Source organism: Nostoc sp., assembly GCF_036917135.1.
Lineage (GTDB): Bacteria > Cyanobacteriota > Cyanobacteriia > Cyanobacteriales > Nostocaceae > Nostoc.
Window position 1 is genome coordinate 67,820 of sequence record NZ_JBALEA010000067.1, and the last position, 22,678, is coordinate 90,497.

The 22,678-nt window shown below is 41.8% G+C and carries 18 protein-coding genes, 1 tRNA gene and 2 pseudogenes; 17 read left to right on the plus strand and 4 right to left on the minus strand.

Features of this window, described 5'->3' with window-relative positions:
• Positions 1–711 precede the first annotated feature (711 nt).
• The gene (locus V7K50_RS20190; protein ID WP_190890185.1) at positions 712–1,209 is read right to left on the minus strand and encodes an HNH endonuclease; all 498 of its coding nucleotides are present in this window, start codon (positions 1,207–1,209) and stop codon (positions 712–714) included.
• A gap of 569 nt (positions 1,210–1,778) precedes the next feature.
• Here V7K50_RS20190 and alr point away from each other — a divergent pair.
• The 11 genes and pseudogenes from alr (at position 1,779) to V7K50_RS20245 (ending at position 11,878) form a co-directional block, all read left to right on the plus strand.
• Entirely contained in the window at positions 1,779–2,966 is a 1,188-nt protein-coding gene (alr, locus tag V7K50_RS20195; protein WP_334963078.1) for an alanine racemase, read from the plus strand.
• Between the two features lie 108 nt (positions 2,967–3,074).
• Positions 3,075–3,156, plus strand: a tRNA-Leu gene (locus V7K50_RS20200).
• Between the two features lie 234 nt (positions 3,157–3,390).
• A pseudogene (locus tag V7K50_RS20205) lies at positions 3,391–3,835 on the plus strand (sensor histidine kinase); the annotation flags it as partial.
• Between the two features lie 659 nt (positions 3,836–4,494).
• Complete coding sequence (locus V7K50_RS20210; RefSeq protein WP_334963082.1) at positions 4,495–5,763, plus strand: plasmid pRiA4b ORF-3 family protein; 1,269 nt, start codon at positions 4,495–4,497, stop codon at positions 5,761–5,763.
• Positions 5,764–5,901: 138 nt separating this feature from the next.
• The gene (locus tag V7K50_RS20215) at positions 5,902–6,357 is read left to right on the plus strand and encodes a GFA family protein (RefSeq protein ID WP_334963084.1); all 456 of its coding nucleotides are present in this window, start codon (positions 5,902–5,904) and stop codon (positions 6,355–6,357) included.
• Between the two features lie 357 nt (positions 6,358–6,714).
• Positions 6,715–7,392, plus strand: a complete 678-nt coding sequence (cobO, locus tag V7K50_RS20220) for a cob(I)yrinic acid a,c-diamide adenosyltransferase (protein ID WP_334803999.1) — start codon at positions 6,715–6,717, stop codon at positions 7,390–7,392.
• An 84-nt stretch (positions 7,393–7,476) separates the two neighbouring features.
• Complete coding sequence (locus V7K50_RS20225) at positions 7,477–8,223, plus strand: DUF928 domain-containing protein (RefSeq protein WP_334963086.1); 747 nt, start codon at positions 7,477–7,479, stop codon at positions 8,221–8,223.
• Between the two features lie 61 nt (positions 8,224–8,284).
• Complete coding sequence (locus tag V7K50_RS20230) at positions 8,285–10,534, plus strand: CHASE2 domain-containing protein (protein ID WP_334963088.1); 2,250 nt, start codon at positions 8,285–8,287, stop codon at positions 10,532–10,534.
• Between the two features lie 287 nt (positions 10,535–10,821).
• A complete protein-coding gene (locus V7K50_RS20235) occupies positions 10,822–11,130 on the plus strand; it encodes a hypothetical protein (protein WP_334963091.1) in 309 nt (102 codons plus the stop codon).
• A gap of 211 nt (positions 11,131–11,341) precedes the next feature.
• Entirely contained in the window at positions 11,342–11,569 is a 228-nt protein-coding gene (locus V7K50_RS20240) for a type II toxin-antitoxin system ParD family antitoxin (protein ID WP_334963093.1), read from the plus strand.
• A gap of 6 nt (positions 11,570–11,575) precedes the next feature.
• The gene (locus V7K50_RS20245) at positions 11,576–11,878 is read left to right on the plus strand and encodes a type II toxin-antitoxin system RelE/ParE family toxin (RefSeq protein ID WP_334963095.1); all 303 of its coding nucleotides are present in this window, start codon (positions 11,576–11,578) and stop codon (positions 11,876–11,878) included.
• A gap of 123 nt (positions 11,879–12,001) precedes the next feature.
• Here V7K50_RS20245 and V7K50_RS20250 read toward each other — a convergent pair whose 3' ends face one another.
• A complete protein-coding gene (locus V7K50_RS20250; protein ID WP_334963097.1) occupies positions 12,002–13,213 on the minus strand; it encodes an acetate kinase in 1,212 nt (403 codons plus the stop codon).
• 450 nt (positions 13,214–13,663) lie between these two features.
• Between V7K50_RS20250 and V7K50_RS20255 the strand changes: the two genes are divergently transcribed.
• Together V7K50_RS20255 and V7K50_RS20260 are read left to right on the plus strand one after the other, a co-directional pair.
• The gene (locus V7K50_RS20255; RefSeq protein WP_334963099.1) at positions 13,664–15,244 is read left to right on the plus strand and encodes a B12-binding domain-containing radical SAM protein; all 1,581 of its coding nucleotides are present in this window, start codon (positions 13,664–13,666) and stop codon (positions 15,242–15,244) included.
• Between the two features lie 149 nt (positions 15,245–15,393).
• Positions 15,394–16,548 carry a DNA cytosine methyltransferase gene (locus V7K50_RS20260; protein ID WP_334963101.1) on the plus strand — a complete coding sequence of 385 codons (1,155 nt, stop codon included), beginning with the start codon at positions 15,394–15,396 and terminating at the stop codon, positions 16,546–16,548.
• A gap of 121 nt (positions 16,549–16,669) precedes the next feature.
• Here the strand turns inward: V7K50_RS20260 and V7K50_RS20265 are convergent, their stop codons facing one another.
• Entirely contained in the window at positions 16,670–17,557 is an 888-nt protein-coding gene (locus V7K50_RS20265; protein ID WP_334963103.1) for a calcium-binding protein, read from the minus strand.
• Between the two features lie 75 nt (positions 17,558–17,632).
• Complete coding sequence (locus tag V7K50_RS20270) at positions 17,633–18,895, minus strand: glycosyltransferase family 4 protein (protein ID WP_334963105.1); 1,263 nt, start codon at positions 18,893–18,895, stop codon at positions 17,633–17,635.
• A 150-nt stretch (positions 18,896–19,045) separates the two neighbouring features.
• On the opposite strand from V7K50_RS20270, the pseudogene V7K50_RS20275 reads away from it, so the two are divergent.
• The 4 genes and pseudogenes from V7K50_RS20275 to V7K50_RS20290 form a co-directional block, all read left to right on the plus strand.
• Positions 19,046–19,639 (plus strand): annotated as a pseudogene (locus tag V7K50_RS20275) (DUF429 domain-containing protein); the annotation flags it as partial.
• Positions 19,640–19,807: 168 nt separating this feature from the next.
• Entirely contained in the window at positions 19,808–21,088 is a 1,281-nt protein-coding gene (gene aroA / locus V7K50_RS20280; protein ID WP_334963107.1) for a 3-phosphoshikimate 1-carboxyvinyltransferase, read from the plus strand.
• 579 nt (positions 21,089–21,667) lie between these two features.
• On the plus strand, positions 21,668–21,847 hold the full coding sequence (locus tag V7K50_RS20285; RefSeq protein ID WP_190892099.1) for a chlorophyll a/b-binding protein: 180 nt from the start codon (positions 21,668–21,670) through the stop codon (positions 21,845–21,847).
• Positions 21,848–22,021: 174 nt separating this feature from the next.
• Entirely contained in the window at positions 22,022–22,345 is a 324-nt protein-coding gene (locus V7K50_RS20290; RefSeq protein ID WP_334803992.1) for a hypothetical protein, read from the plus strand.
• Positions 22,346–22,678 lie beyond the last annotated feature (333 nt).

Consider the following 22,678-nt stretch of genomic DNA (forward strand, 5'->3'; position numbering starts at 1 on the left):
ACTAAATTCTACTAGAGGGCTACAGCAACGAAGTTTAGGTATCGGGCTGTATCTGGCAGAATCAACCTCTTTTAGGAGCTTTTTTAGCTTCTGGAAATTAAATCAAAGGTATTTTTATCTAACTTAGGGTATACTTTCTATCTTATACTTTAGAATTAGTCCTTGATATTTGATATTTGAAATCTTCTTATACTTAATATTCTCATTATTGTGACTATTGAGCAATTAGCAATTATTTTTGCTCGACAACGCGTGTTTCGTATCCCTTTTGAAAATTCTGAAAATTTAGAGTGAAGTCTAATGAAAGAGGGGAGAAGGCAGGGGGGATGAGGAGCAAAGGGGGAAATCCCATGCACAAATGTAGAGGCTTAAGCGTTGATGCACTCGCCTTCGTTGCAAGCCATCCGCCAATTTTTTAACACTCCATAACTCAACCACATCTATGACAGCAGATTTCAGGTAAATACAGATATAAAACCCAAAACCTTGTAGAGACGTAGCAGTGCTACGTCTCTACGTATATTCGATTAGAGCGAAATCTGCTGTATTCGAGAACCATAGGTTTTAAAAGTAGTGTGAGCATCTTGCTGCCTCCTGGTAGCTGCGGGCTAGATGCCCGCACTACTCCAGGTATTAAAATGGACGAGCTTTAAAGTTATTGGCTTGTCCCAAAGAAATAGGGTATCTCTTCTTTATCCTCCACTTTTTTGATCAAAGACCTATAACATACTTTTGCCACTCTGTATGCAGTCCACTCTTAAGATGCTTGCTAACCTCGAAATAGAGGCTGCTATAAGGTTGGCGCGGGGGATGACGCAATGGCATATGAGCTTCGTGAGGAGTCCGACTGCCTTTTTTGACGTTGCAACGGACACAAGCGGTAACAATGTTCTCCCAGCTATCGCCTCCGCCGCGCGATCGCGGTATTACATGGTCTAGTGTCAACTCATCCCCTGTGTAACCACAGTATTGACAGGCATGACCATCACGGTGCAATATATTTCGGCGAGTTAGAGGAATTTCTTTATAAGGAACACGCACGTAGTGACGTAACCGGATCACGGTTGGCAACGGGAAATCCGAGTACAGGAATTTACCGTTGTGTTCCACGTGTTCTGCTTTGCCCTTGATTAAAAGAACTACAGCACGACGCCAACTCGTTATATTGAGAGGTTCGTAAGAGGCGTTTAAGACTAAAACCTTCCCCATTTATCTGCGCTCAGGGTATTAGCTTTATATAAATATTAACACAAATACACCCTGCTAGGGAAATTAGAAGAAATTATACTTTTGGGAGAATTCGGAAATTAAGTTAGGAGTAGAGACGCGATTAATGGCGTCTGTACAGGAGTTAGGAGTGAGTAAGTAAAATTCCTAACCTAATGCAAAGAGTCTTACGTAGACTAAGGCAATCTTGCAGCGTCTCGTAGAAAAGAACGTAGCGAAAAGTCGAGCTATAAGATTTACTCCTCTGACTTTTCACGGTATCTGGAAAACCTCTCTTCTTTTAGGAGAGACTTTGAATTCTCCCCCTTCCCTTGTAGGGAAGGGGGCTGGGGGGTTAGGTTTCGCCTCTTCTTTTCCAGATAACGTCAAAAGTCAGATTTACTCCTAACTCATAATTCTTAACTTTTACTTTGGTGCCGCCAGATATTGTATCAATTCCAATATGAAGGTTAAACTTCCTATTTAACTATTTAATCTGATCTCGCTTTTAGGAGCGTGTATAGATAGATAACTTGAAAGTTTAGCTTTACGTGGGATAGGAGTCAGTACAAATGTTAAGTCGGAAAGAAATCCCTGGTATAGTTCCTAATCAGCAGTGCGATGCCTACGCGTGGTTTTCGCAACGAGCCTGGGTAGAAATTGATTTAGGAGCGTTGTCGTACAATGTACAGCAATTGGTGCAGTTTTTATCGCCGTGTACCCAGTTGATGGCAGTAGTAAAAGCCGATGCTTATGGACATGGAGCCGTAACAGTCGCCCAAACCGTCATCCAATCGGGAGCTAGTTGGCTAGGAGTGGCTACAGTTCCCGAAGCTATTCAATTGCGAGAAGGGGGGATTGAAGCGCCCATTTTGATTTTAGGGGCAACTCATACACCAGAACAGATTCATGCGATCGCACATTGGAAACTTCAGCCCACACTCTGTAGCCCTAAACAAGCTCTAGTATTTTCCGACACTCTAGAATCGATGAATTATGGTTCTCCAGTACCCGTACACATCAAATTAGATACGGGAATGTCTAGGTTGGGAACTAATTGGCAGGAAGCTGGTGAGTTTGTGCAATTAGTACAGCGTTTACCACATCTTGAGATTGCCAGTATTTATTCTCATTTGGCAACAGCAGATGAGCCTGATACTACGGTAATGGAAGAACAGCATAGACGATTTGAAGAAGCGATCGCTCAAATCAAAGCAATGGGAATCGAACCGCCCTGCTTGCACTTGGCAAATTCAGCCGCCGCACTCACGGATTCAGCATTACACTATGACATTGTGCGAGTCGGTTTAGCCGTTTATGGACTTTACCCAGCAACCCATTTACAAAAGGCGATCGATCTCAAGCCAGTTTTGCAACTTAAAGCACGAGTCACCCAAGTTAAAACAATTGCCGCAGGAACAGGTGTTAGCTACGGCCATCAATTTATTGCCCCGCGTGAACTTCGCCTCGCCGTTGTGGGAATTGGCTATGCTGACGGTGTACCTCGCAGTCTTTCTAATAAAATGCAGGTGTTAATTCGCGGTCAGCGAGTCTCGCAAATTGGGACAATTACAATGGATCAGTTGATGCTAGATGTGAGTGCCATACCTAATATCCAAGAAGGAGAAGTAGTCACCTTGCTAGGAGAACAGGGAAAAGAACAAATTTCCGCAGACGATTGGGCAGAACAATTAAACACTATTTCTTGGGAAATTCTCTGCGGGTTCAAGCATCGTCTGCCTCGTGTTGCAGTCATGTAATTGGGAATTGGGCATTGCAAGAAGACTTACTACAACTTTTGCTCTGCTCTCTCATTCTCAATTACCTATTGCTAAAAATAATTTCTTATGGTAATATAGTTAACTGATGCGGATGTGGCGAAATTGGCAGACGCGCTAGATTTAGGTTCTAGTTCCGAAAGGAGTGAAGGTTCAAGTCCTTTCATCCGCATTTTTAATTACCGTAAGGTGCATGGGTCGCTTAACTCATGCACCTTCTTTATGAATTAATTCATCGTCAACTCCAAGCAGGAAAGTTCAGTACAGCTAGACTCTGCTGGCGTAAGAAGATTATTGTCTGAGTTTTTGACTTTGCGATCGCTCTCGTTCCCCCCATCCCTGCACTGGAAAGTGCTGACAATCCGAGAGTTAAAGCGGATGGCTAGCTGCCAAAAATGATGATTTACATCGCCTCAAACCCAATAGCAATCGTCCAGAAATAGAGGTAGTCAAAAAATATAGTCATCTTCCCCAAATTGAATGTTTTCCAGGACAGTTAAATCAAGTATTTATGAACATTGCGTCCCTGATTCGATGCTTTAGAAGAATCGAATCAGGGACGCAATGTTACCGATATTAAAACCAATCCAAATCGCATCACGATTACAACTTGCAGAGGTCAACAAAAGACTATTGTGGTAAAAATTGCGGATAACGGTACTGGGATGCCAGAAGAGGGGCAAAAACGTATCTTTGACAACCTGTTCACGACGAAAAGCGTTGGCAAAGGAACGGGATTAGAATTGGCGATCGCTCATCAAATTGTTGAGGATAACCACCGTGGGAAGTTGAGTTGCAATTCTGTACTGGGTAAAGGCACAGAATTTCTCATTGAGATTCCAGTATTTTAAGCTAATGATCTGGCATGGATTTAGGCGAATCTAAATGTTTTGCTACCGAAAAGACAACTTTTCAAACATCCTCTTAGCTTAACAACAGTAGGTGTATCCGCTAAAATCATCTCTAGACGAGTGTTACTATTCATATCAAATTCCTGAGATTGTCAAGTAAAAGGTGAAAATATTATCGTTTACATTTCATTACGCTTATACCAATTCTTTATAAAGATGCATAGAAAGAACCCCACTACCTGCGGTACCTGCCCTTAGGGACTGACAAATAAAAAAATACTCAACTACTTCTTGTGGGGTGGGCAACATGAGCGCCTTTGACTATGGGCGGGCGAGACGCCATTAGTGTCAAGTTAAGCTAAAACTTCCTACGTCAATAAGCATTTATGCTTAAAAATGTGGTTTGAAAGGGACAAAAAACGAACTTTTTCAGGGATTATTAATGCTTTGTTTATCAGCATCACTCCCATTTTACGTATAAAACTCATAAAAAAGTTCACATTTATACTTCGTTCCAAACAAAACCTATCGTTGACAAATGGGTTTTAACCTTAAGTTGACACTAATGGCGAGACGCCCACCCCACAAGATTGGGTGATAAAGAGAACATGGTTTTACGGAAGGTTAAATTGTGAATTTAGAATTTAAAATTTTTATTTATGGAAGATTTATTTGCGCGGCTAGAACGCACACTCAATCCTGAACTACCTTCCCTAACAGAATCGCAACAACAACTCCTACAAGAACTCAGTATTGATGAAAATCAACCCGGTACAATTCTCCATGACTTTCAAACTCTCATAGATTTCTTGCAACCAAACGGAGTGGAAGTTAGTAGTGTTAATAACCTTCTCCCGCTAAAAGTCCTATCAGAACTTAATTCTCGCTTAAGTCACCCAATTGAAACTCAACTCAAACGCCCCGTACAGAAATCATACCCCTACATTAATGGACTATATCTGTTATTACGGAGTTCTGGAATAGCCCAAATTAGATCCCAAGGAAAGAAGCAGGTTTTAGTTTTAGACTCAGCAACTTTGCAATCATGGTTAAGCCTGAACTCAACAGAACGTTATTTCAACTTATTAGAAGCCTGGTTAATTTGGGGAAATAACGAAATTTTGGGTGAACATCAAGATTCATTCGGGAATTTATTTAGATGTATTCAACTTTGGACTCGCGTCCCAGATCAAGGTTTAAAGTTTCCTAAATCGGAAAATCAACATGATATTAGTTATTACCCTGGACTGCATAATATTGCCCTGTTAGAGTTATTTGGATTGTTATCTATCAAACATGGAAAACCACAAGAAGGCAAGGGGTGGCGCATTACTAGTTTACAATGCTTACCCTTTGGTCATGCTCTGTTGCAACTACTTTTTCCATTGGGTATACGAGGAGAACTACAGGATGATGTAAATGTAAATTTTGGAAAATTGCAGTCACATCTTAAACCATTTTTTCCAGAATGGGAACATAATTTACTTGTTCCCAAGCAAGGATTTACTGATGGTATTTATATTTTTAAAGTTTCCCTTTCTCAGGCTTGGCGACGCATTAGTATACCAGCCAAAAAACCATTAAGCTGGTTGGCAGAGACAATTCTTGATGCTTTTGATTTTGATTACGATCACTTGTACGAGTTTAGTTATAAAGACCATTTTGGCCGCATAATAAAAATCGGTCATGCCTACATGGAAACACCCCCATTTGCCGACCAAGTTCAGATTGGTGATTTATCTCTAGAACCAGGTGCTAAGATAACATATCTTTATGATTTTGGTGACAACTGGAAATTTGATGTGCAGTTAGAAGCAATTAATCCACCTGATAACAAAATCAAAAAACCAAAAATTTTAGAAGTTCACGGAAACGCACCTCAACAGTATTGGTGTGAGGATGATGAATTGGATGAAGATGAGGGATGAGGAGGATTTAGGGAGGCGCAGAGAATGAGAATTTTCTCGTGTCACCGTGTCTTTTGTTTCTGTCTACTAAAACTCGCTTTCAGATTGAGATAGTTTTAGTTACAATAAAGCAACACAAATGGTCAGGAGATAAAACCTGTGAGTCTTCCATATACTGGAGGTTGTCAATGTGGACAGATTCGTTATGAAATTCTTGCCCAGCCCTTAACCCTTTACCTATGCCACTGCAAGGAGTGTCAGAAACAATCATCTAGTGCCTTTGGTATGTCTCTTACAGTACTACGAGATGCTGTTGTAATTGTTCAGGGAAAACCGAAAGCTTGGACTCGGAAAAATGATCGCGGGCGTGAAGTAAATAACCTGTTCTGTGGCGACTGCGGAACGCGATTGTTCCATGAACGGACTTACAAAGCAAATACTATCAATGTCAAAGCTGGAACCTTAGATGATACAAGTTGGTTACACCCAGTGGGTAACATTTGGACACGCAGTGCCCAGTCATGGGTAATAATTTCAGATCAATTGCTCAACTATGATGGGCAACCAGAGGATACGCAGCCTTTATGGGAAAAATGGAAACAACAACATCCATAAATGCACAACTCCCGATATCACACATCATTCCCCTGACACTTAAAACAATGCTTTGGTTGGTAGTCTAGCCCATGAATGTAGCAAAGGACATAATAGTAAATTTTACTGGTAAAATGCTTTAATGAACATATTAAATTATTTAAAAAAGTAATAGTAAACTCAAATTAGAAGTTCGGCTTGTATATCATATATATTTCCATCCTTGTCTGCAAATCATTGATAAAGCTAACACACTATTAATATTTGACATGAAAACTTACTGGCAATTTCCAATCAAGTAACTTAACTTAAATTGGATAACTAAGACAATTTTGGTTCATTTTCAACACTTTTAACAGTTATTTCTAGACAAGCTTGATGAAAAACGATACACCACAAGAATTGAACCCAGATCAAGAAATTGGGCGCTTGATTGACGAGGTAATGTCTTCATCTCTGACTGATGAACAGTACCGCAAAAAGATGCAGCGACGCAAAGAAGTGCAAGACAAGCGCATAGCAGAAGCTGTACCAGAAAAAGGGTTAATTATTGTAAATACTGGTAACGGTAAGGGTAAAACCACTGCGGCTTTAGGGATGGTGTTACGATCGCTAGGTCACGGGTATAAAGTAGCGATCATCCAATTTATTAAAGGTAGCTGGGAACCTTCCGAAAAAAGGGTTTTTAGTTCTTGGGAAGACCAGATAGAATTTCATGCAATGGGCGAAGGCTTTACCTGGGAAACTCAAGACCGCGATCGCGATCTTGACAAAGCTAGCGCCGCCTGGGAAAAATCATTAGAATATATCCGCAACCCAGACTTTCATCTGGTGTTGTTAGACGAAATCAATATCGCCCTGAAAATGGCTTACTTACCAGTAGAAGACGTTTTAGCGGGTTTGGCACAAAAACCAGCTAACAAACACGTTATTCTCACAGGTAGAGGCGCACCACCAGCTTTAATTGAGTGTGCTGACTTAGTAACCGAAATGACCCTAGTTAAGCACCCTTTCCGCGATCAAGGAGTGAAAGCGCAACCGGGAATTGAGTATTAGATTTGTTGAGTGAAAAATCTGGCTCTGCTTTTGGGAATACTTGATTTATTCACCTGACTAATCTAGCACCCAGGCATTATCAATATGAAATGGATTAAACCATCCATATATTTTGCAACCTTTTCTTTACTTTCTGCTTTAACAGCACAAGTACAGGCTCAGTCGTACCATCCCCATAAAACTTGGCAAATTAGTCAAGCATTTAACCCACCGCAGCGAGGAAAACCTCCCGCAAGTGCTGGTGGTTCTACTCGTGGCGGCTCTTGCTTAACAGGGAAAAAACTAATTCCCTTAATACCTCCAGATAACTTAGGGCTGACATTTGCTGAACATCCGACATTTTTCTGGTATGTACCTCCATCTCAAGTCAAAACAGCCAAGTTTCTGCTCCAGGCTGAAGACCAGAATGTATTTTATGAAACATCTTTTACACTTCCAGATCAACCCGGAATTATTAGCTTCAAACTTCCTGACAGTACCCCTGCACTCGCTGTCGGGAAAACTTATCACTGGTATCTAACAATGGTTTGTGATACTCAAGACTCTAGTGAAAACCTGACTGTAGATGGTTGGGTGGAACGCACTCAACCAGAATCATCGTTGTCGGAGGCGTTAGCAAAGGCAAATTTATACAAATTGCCCACCATCTATGCAAAAGCAGGGATTTGGCATGAAGCGCTGACTAGTTTAGTGCAGCTACGCCAAACTGAGCCGAATAATATCAAAGCGAGGCTGGATTGGAGACAATTTTTCAAGTCAGTTGGTTTGAGTGCGATCGCTTCAGAACCATTGATAGATTGTTGCACATCTAGAAATTCAACACCAAATTGAAAAAGGGCATTGGGAGAATTCTTAACTCCTAACTCCTAACTTCCCACTCAGTCTAAATATTATGTGGGCAAAGCTGAAACCGCAAATCTGGCAATGGCGTGGTGTTTTACTGGCTGTTCCCAATATTACAGCCCTAGTGATTGCAGTCCGCTTGACTGGATTACTGCAATTGTTGGAATTAGCAGCACTGGATCAATTTTTTCTCCTCCGGCCACGAGAGGCGGCTGATACCCGCATCGTTATAGTTGAGATTAATGAGGCAGATATTCGCAAGCAGGGTGAGTGGCCGATATCTGATGGAAAACTGGCCAGTTTGTTAGAGAAAATCAAACAACAGCAACCCAGAGCGATCGGTTTAGATATTTATCGTGATTTACCCGTGAATCCCGGCCATCAAGACTTACTTAGAGTGTTTAAATCGACTCCCAATTTGATTGGAGTCCAAAAAATCTCTGATACTGTTGATAGTTCGGCGGTTGATTCGTCTCCAGAACTGAAGAAACTTCATCAAATTGGGTCGAATGATTTACCTATAGACGGGGATGGCAAAATTCGGCGAGCATTATTATACGCCAATTTAAATAATGGCGATGTTCTCGAAAGCTTTGCCCTAAAACTGGCATTGCTGTACTTAAAACCTGAAGGTATTACCGCCAAGCCTGCAACAACTAACTCTAATTACTTGCAGTTAAATCGGGGTATTTTCCCGATTTTTGAACCGAATGATGGAGGTTATGTCCGAGCAGATGCGGGGAGTTACCAAGTGCTGTTGAACTATCGAGGACAGATACAGCAGTTTACTAAAGTTTCTCTGAGCAAAGTGCAAGAGAACCAGATCCCAGCAGACTTAATGCGGGGCAAAATAGTGTTAATTGGTGCCACTGCTGAGAGTTTGAAGGATTTATTCTATACGCCTTACAGCAGTAATGTCTTGACTGATCCAGAACGGATGGCGGGTGTAACAATTCATGCTAATTTAATTAGTCAAATTTTAAGTGCGGCAATAGAAGGTCGTCCGCCGATCAAGTGTTTACCTGACCCGGTAGAATGGCTATTGATTTTGATCTGGTCAATTATTGGTGCTACCTTGTGTTGGTTGCGACGCCACAGTAACAACCAGAAAATTTTTATGCCTGTTAGTGTTTTTCTCGCGGGTGGCGGTTTAGTTGGTGGCAGTTTTCTGGCGTTTTTGGCTGGTTGGTGGATTCCTGTTGTACCTTCATTGCTGGCATTTGTTGGTTCGGCGATCGCACTCACTCAGTATATTGCCCAAAGTGCTACTGAGACGCGAAAAACCCTCGGACGTTATCTAACTGATGAAATCGTCGCCAATATCCTGGAAACTCCTTCTGGGTTAAAACTAGGGGGAGAACGCCGAAAAGTTACGGTTCTCGTATCTGATTTAAGAGGATTCTCAGCTATTTCTGAAGAATTACCCCCTGAAGAAGTAGTCAAGATTTTGAATCTTTATCTGGGAACAATGACAGATGTGATTAACCAGTATAAAGGCACGATTAATGAGTTTATGGGTGATGGTATTTTTGTGATATTTGGTGCGCCAATTAGTCGCATAGATGATTCCCAACGAGCGATCGCCTGTGCGATTGCGATGCAATTGGCAATGCAGCAAGTAAATGAACAAAATCGGCATAATAATTTCCCAAACCTGGAAATGGGAATTGGAATTAATACAGGCGAGGCTGTAGCGGGAAATGTTGGTTCTCAAAAACGCGCTCAATATACAGTTATTGGCAGCCATGTTAATTTGGCTGCCCGAATTGAGTCTTATACTGTGGGAGGACAGATTTTAATTTCCGAAAATACCTGCAAAGATGCCAATATTGACCTTCAAATTGCTGGGCAACTACAAATAGAACCCAAGGGAATGAAACACCCTGTGACAATTTGTGAAATTCGTGGCATTGGCGGTAAATATAATTTATTCTTGCCTAAAGATGATGAAAAAATAATTATTCTCAATCAAGAAGTACCTGTAGAATACGCTATTTTACAGGGAAAATATGTAGTGGGAACAGTATTTCATGGCGCACTGATTAGCCTCTCTGAAAAAGGGGCGCAATTGCGATCGCCACATTCTTTAGAACTCTTGAGTAATCTCAAACTCAAGTTATTGATTGAAGCAGAACTGGCTATAGAACAAGAACACATTTATGCCAAGGTGATCCAACAATCTCATGTTGACGAGCATCTCTTTTTGCTTCGGTTTACATCTGTTCCGCTAAAACCAATGGCTGGCGACAAGCCCCTAGGCATCTACGCAATTCTGAATGCGCTCCGTCAGCCTGGGTGAGATTAGGGCATCAATATTGAAATGGCAACGAAGGGAGGTGTATGTAAATACGGTCAACCGAAAAAGTAGGTAGTCTAGCTTTTTTTAAAACAGTAGCAATTGTTGCTGATAGAACCAGGCGATCGCGGTAAGATTTTGGACTTAAGCCTGATCCAACTCCAATAACTCTTAACTCTGGCCGAATAATTAATAATTCGTAATTTATGGTATGGAGCAACTAACTTGAGTTCTGGAGGTCAAAATATGATTTCTTCTAAAACAGAGATTGAATTACACCCAAAGGACAAATGACAAACGTAAACAACTTTCAAAGATTAGTAGAACTTGCAAATGATTATGGAATTATTTGCCAGCCAACACCAGAAGAATGCTTGATTGCATCCTTGCCTGGAGATGATGATTTCTTATTAGCTTTTACTTGGTCTAGTACGGTTGAAGGAGAGCCGACAGAGCATGAATTAATCGCAATTAGTGTACAGGATATTGTCAAAGAAGTTACTGTTGCCGCTTGGCAGATTCCTATTTATTTATTCGGAAACGTTTTAAGGCAGGCTCAGATGCTTGTCACTGCCCATAAAGATTTTGTTAGCCAGTAGAGAAGTAGGGGCAATTGATGAATTGCCCTTGTTTGCGCCAGATGCATTAGCCAAATAACCAGATTGTGAGCCTGTCATACCCCTTTTACACAATACGCTCCCTGTCTCAAAATTCGGAGTTTTAAGAGAAGGAATAGCATAGAAATGTCTGGTAATAGTTAGTATCTATTACTATAATACGTTCAGACAAGGAGAGAGGAGGAGGCTGAAAATGGCAGGCAGTTACTCGGTAGGTGAACATTTCGACAATTTCATCAAGGCGCAGGTTGCCTCCGGGCGTTATAACAATGAGAGCGAAGTGGTGCGGGATGCCTTGCGGCAAGCAGAACTGCGAGAAGCAAAACTGGCTGTTTTACGTGAGCATGTGGCTCACGCAGTTGAAGAAGGTGGAAACTATACCGATGATGACATCGCCACCATTCTAGCGGCGGATGTGTAGTACGCCATGTATGAATTAGGCTATTTGGCACAAGCTAAAACCGATCTTATTCGTATAAAACGCTATGTTGCCAGAGAAAGCGGCAGCACTGAACTTGCGCTCAGATTTACGGAGAAGTTACGGCAACAATGCCGGAAACTCGCAGAGCTACCCGGCACTATGGGAAGGGCAAGACCTGAATTAATGGCAGGAGTGCGGAAAACTCCGCACGATAATTATATTATTCTGTTCAGATATGATGACTCTTTGATTGAAATTATTTCGATTATTGAGGGGCACAGGGATATAGAAGAATTATTCAGGCAGTAACTTTTACCCAAGAGATACGCATAACCCGCTTTCCTTAAATGACGAAAAAACGAAAGCGGGAAAACACGTAGGCTTCAAGATATTCTCGCAAGATAGGGTGTTTACAAAGCCTACAAGAGCTTTTCAAAAAAGTTGCCAGCACTCGCGTGCGATCGCCCAGTCTTCTTGAGTATGAATTACCAAAACCTTTACTGCTGAGTCAGACGTTGTAATTTCCCGATCATCTGGCGACGGCACATTTTTTTCTGGATCGAGTTTCAGCCCCAAAAATTGAAAGGCAGTGCAAGCAGCTTCCCGAATCGATGCCACATTTTCACCGACTCCGGCTGTAAAAATTAGCGCGTCTAATCCTCCTAAACTGGTGAGCATAGCACCAATACCAGACCGGAGACGATGTATATAGATATCTAGCGCCAGTTGCGCTCTTTGATTGCCAGAGGCGATCGCTTCTAGAATCTGCCGTAGATCGTTCGACACACCAGATACTCCCTGCAACCCAGATTCTTTATTGAGCAGTTCATTTAGTTTGTCAGCCGAATAATTATATTGTCGTAGCAGATAAATCAGAATACCAGGATCAACAGAGCCTGAGCGACTACCCATCATCAACCCTTCTAATGGTGTAAATCCCATCGTCGTGTCAACACTACGACCATTACGAATCGCTGCTAAAGAACAACCATTACCCAAATGACAAGTAATTAACCGCAGAGATGGCAAATCTCGACCGAGAATTTGGGCAGTACGTTCAGCACAATATTGATGACTGATGCCGTGAAACCCATAGCGACGGATGCCCTGCTGCACCCACTCGTAGGGACCGGGGTATATTGCCGCAGCATCTGGTATTTGGGCGTGAAAGGCAGTATCAAATACAGCGACTTGGGGCACTGTTCCGAAAATTTCCTCACAGACCTCGATTCCTTCGAGATTAGCAGGATTATGATCTGGGGCAAGAATGGCAAAACTAGCGATCGCCTCTTTAACCTCAGAGTTAATCATAGTACTCTGCTGATATTCCCGACCTCCATGTACTACGCGATGCCCGACAATATCAATTGCCTTTGGTTCCTCAATTACTTGAGTATTCCCACTCCAAAGCGTTTTGAGTAAACGAGCAAGCACTTTGGGGCGAGACTCTGACTGTAACTCTTCTTTCAAAATAGCCCCTGAAGCTGTTTTAACCTTGACTTCTGCCAAACCCTGCTTATGAGTCCAATCAATTTGAGCTTCCCAGAGAGGCTGAGGAGGATGCTTGGGAAGTGCATCACCAACAATCTCATAAAAGCAGCTTTTTTGGCTACTGGAGCCTGCATTCATGATCAATATTTTCATAGGATTCACTAATTTGGAATGGGAGTTATAGCGGTTTCCAGTTGAGTCCAATACAGACCTAACCCCCAACCCCTTCCCTCGTAGAGAAGGGGAGTAAGATTCAAAGCCTCTAACGCCACGTGCTTCAAGTCGGGAAACCCGCCCAACGCAGTGGCTCCTCCTTGTAGGAGAGAGGAATGGAAGTGAGGTCAAAACTGTACTTGACCCAAGCGAGAACCGCTATAAAATTACGACTTACGCACTGTACAAATTAATCATGGTATGTTTTTACCAAAATATACGAATCATATTTGATTTCTGAATCTGTCCATTTACACAATGTCTATCTTCAGACAGATAAACAAAGAATCAAGATAGTGGGATGTTAGCATCATCTCTGCGATCGCTATTCAAAAAAAGATTTTTCAAAAGTTAAAAAAATATCCAAATTTAGTTTAGAGGACTCCAGCAATGAAAGCACTCTTACTTTACCCCCGCTTCCCCAAAACCTTTTGGTCTTACGACGAATTTATGAAAATAGCGGGACTTAAGGCAGTTATTCCACCGCTAGGAATTCTGACTGTTGCCGCTATGCTACCAACAGACTGGGAAATTCGGTTTTATGACCGTAATGTTAACCAAGAAACCGATGCTGATTGGGAATGGTGCGACATCGTGATTCTTTCTGCCATGCTTGCACAAAAAGAAGACTTTCTCGCCCAAATCCACAAAGCAGCGCAACTGGGTAAAAAAGTGGCTGTGGGTGGGCCTTATCCGACCTCAGTACCCGCACCTGCCCTGAAAGCAGGAGCTAACTACATGATTTTAGATGAAGGGGAGATTACAGTTCCACAATTTTTAGAAGCGATCGCTAAAGGTGAAGAACAAGGAACCTTTCGCGCCCTGGAAAAACCAGATGTGAGCAAAAGCCCCATACCTCGCTTTGATTTACTCAAGCGAGATGAGTACTTAATGATGGCAATCCAGTTTTCTCGCGGTTGTCCTTTTGAATGCGAATTTTGTGACATCATCAATTTATACGGTCGCAAACCACGTACCAAAGAACCCAGTCAAACCCTAGCAGAACTGCAAACTCTCTATGACTTAGGCTGGCGCGGATCTCTGTTCGTAGTGGATGATAACTTCATTGGCAATAAGCGCAATGTGAAACGTCTCTTACAAGCATTAATTCCGTGGATGCAGGAACGCAATTATCCCTTCACCTTCATGACTGAAGCTTCCGTAAACCTAGCAGAAGATACTGAGCTATTAGAACTAATGGCTAAAGCTGGTTTCTACGCAGTCTTTTTGGGTATTGAAACACCAGATCAAGACAGCCTGCAAAGCACTCGCAAGTTTCAAAATACCCGTAATCCCCTCTTAGAAGCCTGTCGTACCATCAATCAAGCTGGATTGTTAATCTACGCAGGATTTATCATTGGTTTTGATGGAGAAAAGACTGGCGCTGGAGAGCGAATTCAAGCTTTTGTTGAAGAAACCGGCATTCCTCAACCAATGCTAGGTATACTCCAAGCCCTTCCCAATACTGCCCTCTGGGAAAGACTAAAAAAAGAGGAGCGATTATTAGAAGGATTTGGAGGTTTGGAGGTGGGAGATCAGAATTCCTTAATGAATTTTGTTCCTAGCCGGCCAATGGCTGAAGTTGCTAAAGAATATTTAGAAGCAATTTGGAGAATGTACGAACCCAAAAACTATCTCCGACGTTGTTTTGAACAATGCCTCAAAATTACACCTAATCCCCAACTACAGCAGACGATGTATTTTCCTCCTGGAAAAGGACTGCGACTACTTGCCAACTTGCTCTGGCGACAAGGTTGGCAACGGCAGGAAATTCGGGGTCAATTTTGGCAACAGCTTTGGGCTATTATCCGCACCAAGCCGCAATTCGTGAATATGTATTTAGCTTTATGTGCGGCTGGCGAACATTTTTGGGAATACCGTATTTTAGCCAGAGAGCGCATTACTGAGCAGTTAGGATTTGATCCGCTAGTTACCCCTACACCTGTTGAAAAACCATTAGTCAGAATTTAAGAAAAGTGGATATTGTTCGCTCAACTCGTTGGCGTTTTTGGTGACAATTGGTTGCGATCGCTTTTGTGGGTTTCTGGAAAAACTGTGCCATGTTTGATATATCGTAGGCTATATGTCACACAGAAGCAGACATCAATATCAAGCAAAAAATGCAAGGAACCCAACTTTCTTTTTTTCCTAATAAGGACAATTACTCTACTACAAAGCAAAAAAAACCTAAACTAGGACGTTATGAACGTATTAAACGAGAACTAGAGCAAAATGACTCCGATCCATACAAAATATTCATTGATGTTGATTCTGTACCAAATCGACTATCTAATTACACCTTCATGGATCTGTTTTGTGGAGCAGGAGGTATAACACAAGGACTAGTTCAAGCTGGATTTAAACCCTTAGCTAGCGTTGAAATCAACCCAATTGCTTCTGCTACCCATAAAAATAACTTTCCCCAATGTCATCACTTTTGTGGAGATATCGAACAGTTTGATTCCCGTAATTGGCTACAACAAATCGGCTCACCTGAAGTAAATCTTATTATAGGCGGTCCACCGTGTCAGGGTTTCTCGGTAGCAGGAAAACGTGACCATAAAGATCCCCGCAATCGTTTATTTTATGAATTTGTGCGTGTTGTCTCAGAAATACGTCCTTGGTATGTTGTTATGGAAAATGTTCCAGGGATTCTGACTATACAAAACGGAGATGTAAAAAAAGCAATTATTGAAGCTTTTGAATCTATTGGTTATCCGAATATATCTGTTGCTATTCTTGAATCTGCTGCTTACGGAGTGCCACAAATTCGACCAAGAGCTATCTTTATAGCTAACAGATTTGGAATGCCAAATCCCTATCCCAAGGCTAAGTTTTTGCCCGAAGAATACAAACCTATTGAATCAGCTATTTCTGATTTACCAGCATATACCCCAATGCCAGAGATAAATCATCAGTGGACTAGACATTCACCTGAGTATATGGAGCGAATTGCTAAAGTACCTCCTGGTGGTTCTTTATATACAAAATACGTTGATGCTTTCAAACGGCAATATCCTGGTAAGCCAAGCATGACTGTTAAAGAAAATCACGGTGGTACTCATATTCATCCATATCTCAACCGGGTGATTTCAGCGCGTGAAATGGCAAGATTGCAGACATTTCCAGATTCATTTATTTTTAAAGGTTCTATGAAAAAAGCTATGTGGCAAATTGGAAATGCTGTACCGCCACGTTTAGCAGAGTGCATTGGCTACGCGCTTATTCCTTATCTAACTGATATTGCTCTTAATACTAATCATCTTTATCGGTAAACCCTAACATTCGATTTATAGCAGGGGACTGGGGACACTTCGACAAGCTCAGTGCATCGCTGGGGACTGGGGACTGGGTTGAAAGTCTTTTTGTATATAGGTTTTATCATCAGTTAATGTCCTAACCTCCTTGTCCGTTGCTATACCTTTCTGCTAAACCCACCTGTCCGCCAATTAACCCCAGAAATCCTGTTCCAGAGTGCTGAATCTCCAAAAAACTTGCTTGCTCCGGTGAAGTTTTATAAACTCGAAATGTTTTCATAATTCCCAAAGTAGCAGCACTTTCTAAAGGACTAACAAAGCTAATATCCCTGTCGAGAAAATAAGTTTGATTAGCCCAATGAGCCATCTGATTTGCATTTAAAAAGTAGCAGCCTGAGTGGGGATTGAGGGCACGACGAAAGATAATTGGTGTATTCATAATTATACCCTTGAGTTCCTGTTGTTCCTGCACATTTTGAAAGGGAGCAGTTACTCTTAAAGCCAAATCTCCATCAATGTAAGCTTTGTGAACCAAACCGTAGAGGGAGACTTCATAACGATTTGGCTGGAGCAAATTTAAATCACCCGCTTGTTGGGTAAACCAGTTTAATTTTATGAAAAACCAAGGGTCATAGATAATTAGGTCATCTTCAAGGAAGCAGTAGTAATCATACTGACCGAGACAGCTTTGTAGAACAGCTTGGCACTCAAATCCCAAAAGCAGAGGTTCTACATTAGTAGAATGATGCTTATATAAATGGGATGGCAAGGGAAGCTGATTCAGAACATGATTATCTTTGGTTGTACAAATAACAATATCTAGTTCGTGCGACTGGGGCTGATTCGCAGGGAAAGCTAGTCGTTGAGCAATGTTGATGATACTTTGAGATTTCCCAAATAATTCGTGCAAACTACTAAGGCTTTTAGTTAACGCCTGCAAACGGGGTTGCGGGTCTTTGTGTTGGGAAGCATGACGAGCCTCACTGCTAGGTTTGAAAAAATGAGCAATGGTAAAGATAATTCGCATTTGAAATATCGGTTTTATATTTTTCTGTCATTTTTCATTTGTCCTTTGTTGGTTGTAACTAATGACTAATGTCATCTAATTTCTACCAAATCCTTTAGAATTTGGGCGCTTTTTCAAACTATCAGAAGTTTTCCCAGCGAACATCCATTGCAAATGCTGTGGTAACAGTTTTGCTAAATCATAACGCTTGATAATTGTCTCTCGCGCATTGGCACGAATTGCTTTCATCTCCTGAGGATTATTCAACGCCTCTTCAACTCTATTAGCGATCTTCTGGGGAGAAAAGAAATCTACCAGTAGTCCATTTACCCCATCTTGTACAACTTCTAATACTGGCGGAGTATTAGAAGCTATTAATAAACATCCTGCTGCCATTACTTCTAACATTGACCAGGATAAAACAAAAGGACGGGTTAAATAAATATGAGCAGAAGAAGCTTGCAAAACCTGAAGATACTCATTGTAAGGAAGCCTATCTGTAAAGTGCAGCCTCGATAAATCCAAAGAAGATAATTTTTCCAACATTAATTGTTTATAAGTCTGACCATCGGGGAGATTTTTACCATAAGCCACCCGATCTTCGCCCACAACTACTACATGGCACTTAGGTCTTCGCTGCTGAATTAGTGCCACCGTTTCCATGAACTGTGGAAAACCTCTATAAGGTTCCATCCCGCGTCCCACATAAGTTACCAACTCTTCTACATGGGAAAGATCAAGATTTATTCTTGGTAAAACTAACTTTGCACCTGGTTGGGGAACAAAATATTTGGTATCAATACCATCATGAAGTACAGTGAGTTTGCTATGATATTCTTTAGGAAACTGGTGTCGCTGCCAATTGGTGGGAGAAAGACCGCGATCGCAGCTATATAAATCAGTTAAAATCGGCGCATTTTTGACGCGGATACGGCATTCATCATCAGCATTCAGTGGTTCATTGGGATCAAAATCTGCATCCGAACCGTGAGCATGGTAAAACCACTCGAAATAACACAATAACTCAGCTTTCGGGAAAATATCTTTCATAAATAAAGTTGGTCCCCAACCAGAATGACCATAAACTATATCTGGAAAGAAACCCTCAGCTTTTAATTTTTCTGCCACGCGATAGATAGCCTGGGCGGTAAGAACAGCATTTTCCAGGTTCCGAACGTAGTGGTGGGTTTGGGGAGCCGCTTCACGAGAAGGAGTGTAAATAGCTTTATAAACGCCAGGTATTTCCCCTTCACGTCGATTTGTCCCAAAGACGACTTGGTAATTAGGATCTTTACCTAAAACTGTTGCTAGGTTGCGAAATTGCGAGGGAAAATTAGGATGTAAAAATAAAATCTTCATGGGAATAATCTTGATTAATTTATTGCCAGATAAAATAAATTAAGAGAATCTGTTCAAGATTATAAGATTATTTCCCTAATTTTTTGCAAGTAAATTTAGATGAATCGTTGCCGTGAAATGGGAAAATAATTGCAAATTCGTGTTACAACCATGAAATTTATTGGCATTGATTTAGGCTGGCGATCGCAACCAAGTGGACTATGCTGCATAGAATAGATAGATGGAAAACTGCAACTACTTGATTTAGACCGCAAATCAGCCATTGCAGACATCCTCACCTGGATTGATCAGACCGTCAAACCAGAGGAATCAGCCATCATCGCCGTAGATGCACCTACCCTTATACCCAACGCCTCTGGGAGTCGCCTCGCCGACAAACTCAGCCACAAATACTTTGGTAAATATCATGCGGGATGCTACCCAGCTAATCAAAACCTACCTTTTGCAGATAGCACCATCAACTTTGGTTTAGAGTTAGAATCACGCGGTTTTGCACACGCCCCCACCATTGAACCGCAAAAACTTGGCAGATATCAAATAGAAGTCTTTCCCCACCCAGCGATCGTTAACCTATTCAACTTAGAACGCATCCTCAAATACAAAAAAGGACGACTTAGCGATCGCCGCCTAGAACTAATCAAACTCCAAAATTATCTTCTCGATATCCTCCCCTCCCTCTCTCCTCCTCTGCGCCTCTGCGGTTCGTTTCCTCTAGAAATCCCCACCACAGGTGCAGCCCTCAAGTAACTCTGAATTGTTCGGGTATCTGTAACGACCTGCAATACTAATCGCTTCATCAGGGCAAGGGCTATATCTTAACTTGTGCTATTGAATTCTAGATACCTCTGCCTCTTTTGGTCATGATATGGCAATATATAAAGTTGTAGCTGACCGCCTAAGTAGAGGTTTAACGTGGATACCATTGCAATTCCTGCTCTAAATCGGCCAGTGGATGCCACGGTAGAAATTCCTGGTTCTAAAAGTCTTACCAATCGGGCGTTGCTTGTGGCTGCTTTGGCGCAAGGTGACTCCATTTTAGAAAATGCTTTATTTAGTGAAGACAGCGAGTATTTTGCCAAATGCGTACAGCAATTGGGCATTCCCATTACTCTGAATCCCGATCTGGCACAGATTCAAGTGGGGGGAAGAGGAGGCGACATTCCAGCTAAACAGGCAGATTTATTTGTGGGTTTGGCAGGTACCGCAGCACGGTTTATCTCGGCGCTGGTAGCATTGGGTAATGGCGAATATCGTTTAGATGGCGTTCCCCGGATGCGAGAACGACCGATGGACGACTTGTTGACGGTGCTGCAAACGGGCAAAGCAACCGTTAACTTTGAGGGAACCCCTGGGTTTATGCCCTACACAATCTATAGTCAGGGATTCACCGGCGGAAATTTTCGGTTGAAAGCTAACCAAACAAGTCAGCAACTTTCGGCGTTGCTAATGATTGCGCCTTATGCTCAACAAGATACGTTGATTGAGGTTGAGGGGACATTGGTTTCTCAATCTTACGTCAAAATGACCTGTCGTTTAATGGCGGATTTTGGCGTGGAGGTGGTTCAAATCGGCGAGAATCAATTTCAAATCAAAGCAGGTCAACGTTACCAAGCTCGACATTATACAGTAGAACCTGATGCGTCAAATGCTTCTTACTTTTTCGCCGCCGCCGCCGTCACGGGTGGACGAGTGCGCGTCAAAAATTTGACGAAACAATCATGTCAGGGTGATATTCTGTGGTTGAATGTTTTAGAACAGATGGGTTGCCAGATTCGGGATTCGGATGATTACACCGAAGTAACAGGGCCGAAACAATTGCAAGGCATCGACATTGATATGAATGATATATCAGATTTGGTGCAAACATTAGCTGCGATCGCGCCCTTTGCCAGTTCACCAATTACTATTCGTAATGTAGAACATATTCGATATAAGGAAACCGATCGGATTAAAGCTGTGGTGACAGAGTTACGGCGGCTAGGGGTTAAGGTTGAAGAATCCGCAGATAGTTTGAGAATTGAGCCTAGCCCCATCACCGCGACGGCGATTGAAACCTATCACGATCATCGAATGGCAATGGCTTTTGCTGTCACTGGTTTAAAGGTTCCAGGGATTGTAATTAAAGATCCTGGCTGTACAGCTAAAACCTTTCCAGATTACTTTACCCGATTCTTCCAAATGTTAGAACAATAAGAGACTGACCAATATTTTCGTAGGGTGTGTTATGCCGGAGGCTAACGCACCAACTGTTCTTACTTACAGCCGCCATATTTTTCTAAGACTTTGCAAACAATCTTCTTGTCGCCTTCACCAATTACTGCGATCGCTACAAGACTAAATCAACTCAAGTTACCTTTTTGCTTTATTTTGGAAATCCTAAATTTCAGAAGCTATATAAACCGCAGATATATATGACTAAATTTAAAATATGCGACTCAACACAATGGCAATTTCTACCCTTTCTAACAGGTCGCACTATTATTATTTTTACCACGCCTTATTATTGGGCAGCTTTTACTCTACAAGGTGAATGGAAATAAAAGGGACTGGGGACTTTGAGCTAGATGAATGATTCTTTGAACTCTGTTAATCAGTCCTTGAGGTGGATGAATGAGTATCTGAGGTGGATGAATGAGTATCTGAGGTGGATGAATCAGTTTTAACTTTTCCCAATCCCTAATCCCTTTTACAGTTGCATTTTTTTTAACATCTGTTACATTACTTTACAGACAGTTACAACTGCTATAACACTTGAACTTTGGAGTCATGCTCATGTCAGGTTTTAAGAATCCTGCGCCGATTGTTTCAGAAGATCCTAATGCTGTGCGTTTTGGCTTCACTCCTCAGAGTGAAAATTGGAACGGTCGGCTTGCAATGATTGGTTTTCTATCTGCGATTTTGATTGAAGCTTTTTCTGGTCAAGGCTTACTGCATTTCTGGGGTATCCTCTAAATTGATTATAGTACGGTAGCCCAATTGTGCTACCGTACTATCTATATTCCAGGCAAAACATTAGTTTCTACCAAATGGGGGCTGTTGGGATTCGTGCAAAATATCAGATTTTTCCGGTTGAGGCAAAATATAAGTGAATAATTACTTTACATTGAATATGTATAGCTAAAACTCATGGAAATACCCCAGCGCGTATCAGTCCGCTACAAAGACGCGTCCTACAACAGTAATGAAATCCGCTTGAGAACTTTTCGGCTTGGGTTGCAAATATGGGATGAACAAACCAAACCTAGAAAAACAGAGCTTTATCAGTTTATATCGTCTTGCTTGAAACAAGTTGACCGCCAAGATCGTTTTATGTTTTCTCTGCTATTCATAGAATTAACAGACCTCATACGCAATTCTTCGCTGGAAAGAGGAACGAAAGAGGTTCTGATTAAAACAGCTTTTAGAGAATTTGCTTGTGCTATCACAGACTTTGAAGACGTTGCCAAATAAGGTTGGTCATAGGGGCGCTGGTATTACGTAGGTATAGGCCAATCCAGGCAGCCCAAGGGAAATCTGGGTTTATTCCGGTTGCAGGAAGGTGGGGGAAGAGAGCGGTGAAATGCTTGGATGGAGAGATGCAAAATTCTCGTCCAGAACTTTGAGATAACTCTAGCTATAGCGACTACCAAAGTTAATCTTTTTTATTCGGCTGATGGTTAAGAGACTTGCATCCTACTATAGCAACTTCAGATATTAGCTAATTTAGTCCATCAGATGCTGCTGCACTTGGGAAACTAATTCATTTGTCCAGTAGTTGGCGAGTTCGGCATTAGCGGCTTCCAC

Coding starts and splice junctions, on each gene's coding strand:
- V7K50_RS20190 (WP_190890185.1), bottom strand. CDS start 1,209: ATGGGGAAGGTTTTAGTCTTAAACGCCTCTTACGAACCTCTCAATATA.
- alr (WP_334963078.1), top strand. CDS start 1,779: ATGTTAAGTCGGAAAGAAATCCCTGGTATAGTTCCTAATCAGCAGTGC.
- V7K50_RS20210 (WP_334963082.1), top strand. CDS start 4,495: ATGGAAGATTTATTTGCGCGGCTAGAACGCACACTCAATCCTGAACTA.
- cobO (WP_334803999.1), top strand. CDS start 6,715: ATGAAAAACGATACACCACAAGAATTGAACCCAGATCAAGAAATTGGG.
- V7K50_RS20225 (WP_334963086.1), top strand. CDS start 7,477: ATGAAATGGATTAAACCATCCATATATTTTGCAACCTTTTCTTTACTT.
- V7K50_RS20230 (WP_334963088.1), top strand. CDS start 8,285: ATGTGGGCAAAGCTGAAACCGCAAATCTGGCAATGGCGTGGTGTTTTA.
- V7K50_RS20235 (WP_334963091.1), top strand. CDS start 10,822: ATGACAAACGTAAACAACTTTCAAAGATTAGTAGAACTTGCAAATGAT.
- V7K50_RS20240 (WP_334963093.1), top strand. CDS start 11,342: ATGGCAGGCAGTTACTCGGTAGGTGAACATTTCGACAATTTCATCAAG.
- V7K50_RS20245 (WP_334963095.1), top strand. CDS start 11,576: ATGTATGAATTAGGCTATTTGGCACAAGCTAAAACCGATCTTATTCGT.
- V7K50_RS20250 (WP_334963097.1), bottom strand. CDS start 13,213: ATGAAAATATTGATCATGAATGCAGGCTCCAGTAGCCAAAAAAGCTGC.
- V7K50_RS20255 (WP_334963099.1), top strand. CDS start 13,664: ATGAAAGCACTCTTACTTTACCCCCGCTTCCCCAAAACCTTTTGGTCT.
- V7K50_RS20260 (WP_334963101.1), top strand. CDS start 15,394: ATGCAAGGAACCCAACTTTCTTTTTTTCCTAATAAGGACAATTACTCT.
- V7K50_RS20265 (WP_334963103.1), bottom strand. CDS start 17,557: ATGCGAATTATCTTTACCATTGCTCATTTTTTCAAACCTAGCAGTGAG.
- V7K50_RS20270 (WP_334963105.1), bottom strand. CDS start 18,895: ATGAAGATTTTATTTTTACATCCTAATTTTCCCTCGCAATTTCGCAAC.
- V7K50_RS20285 (WP_190892099.1), top strand. CDS start 21,668: ATGTCAGGTTTTAAGAATCCTGCGCCGATTGTTTCAGAAGATCCTAAT.
- V7K50_RS20290 (WP_334803992.1), top strand. CDS start 22,022: ATGGAAATACCCCAGCGCGTATCAGTCCGCTACAAAGACGCGTCCTAC.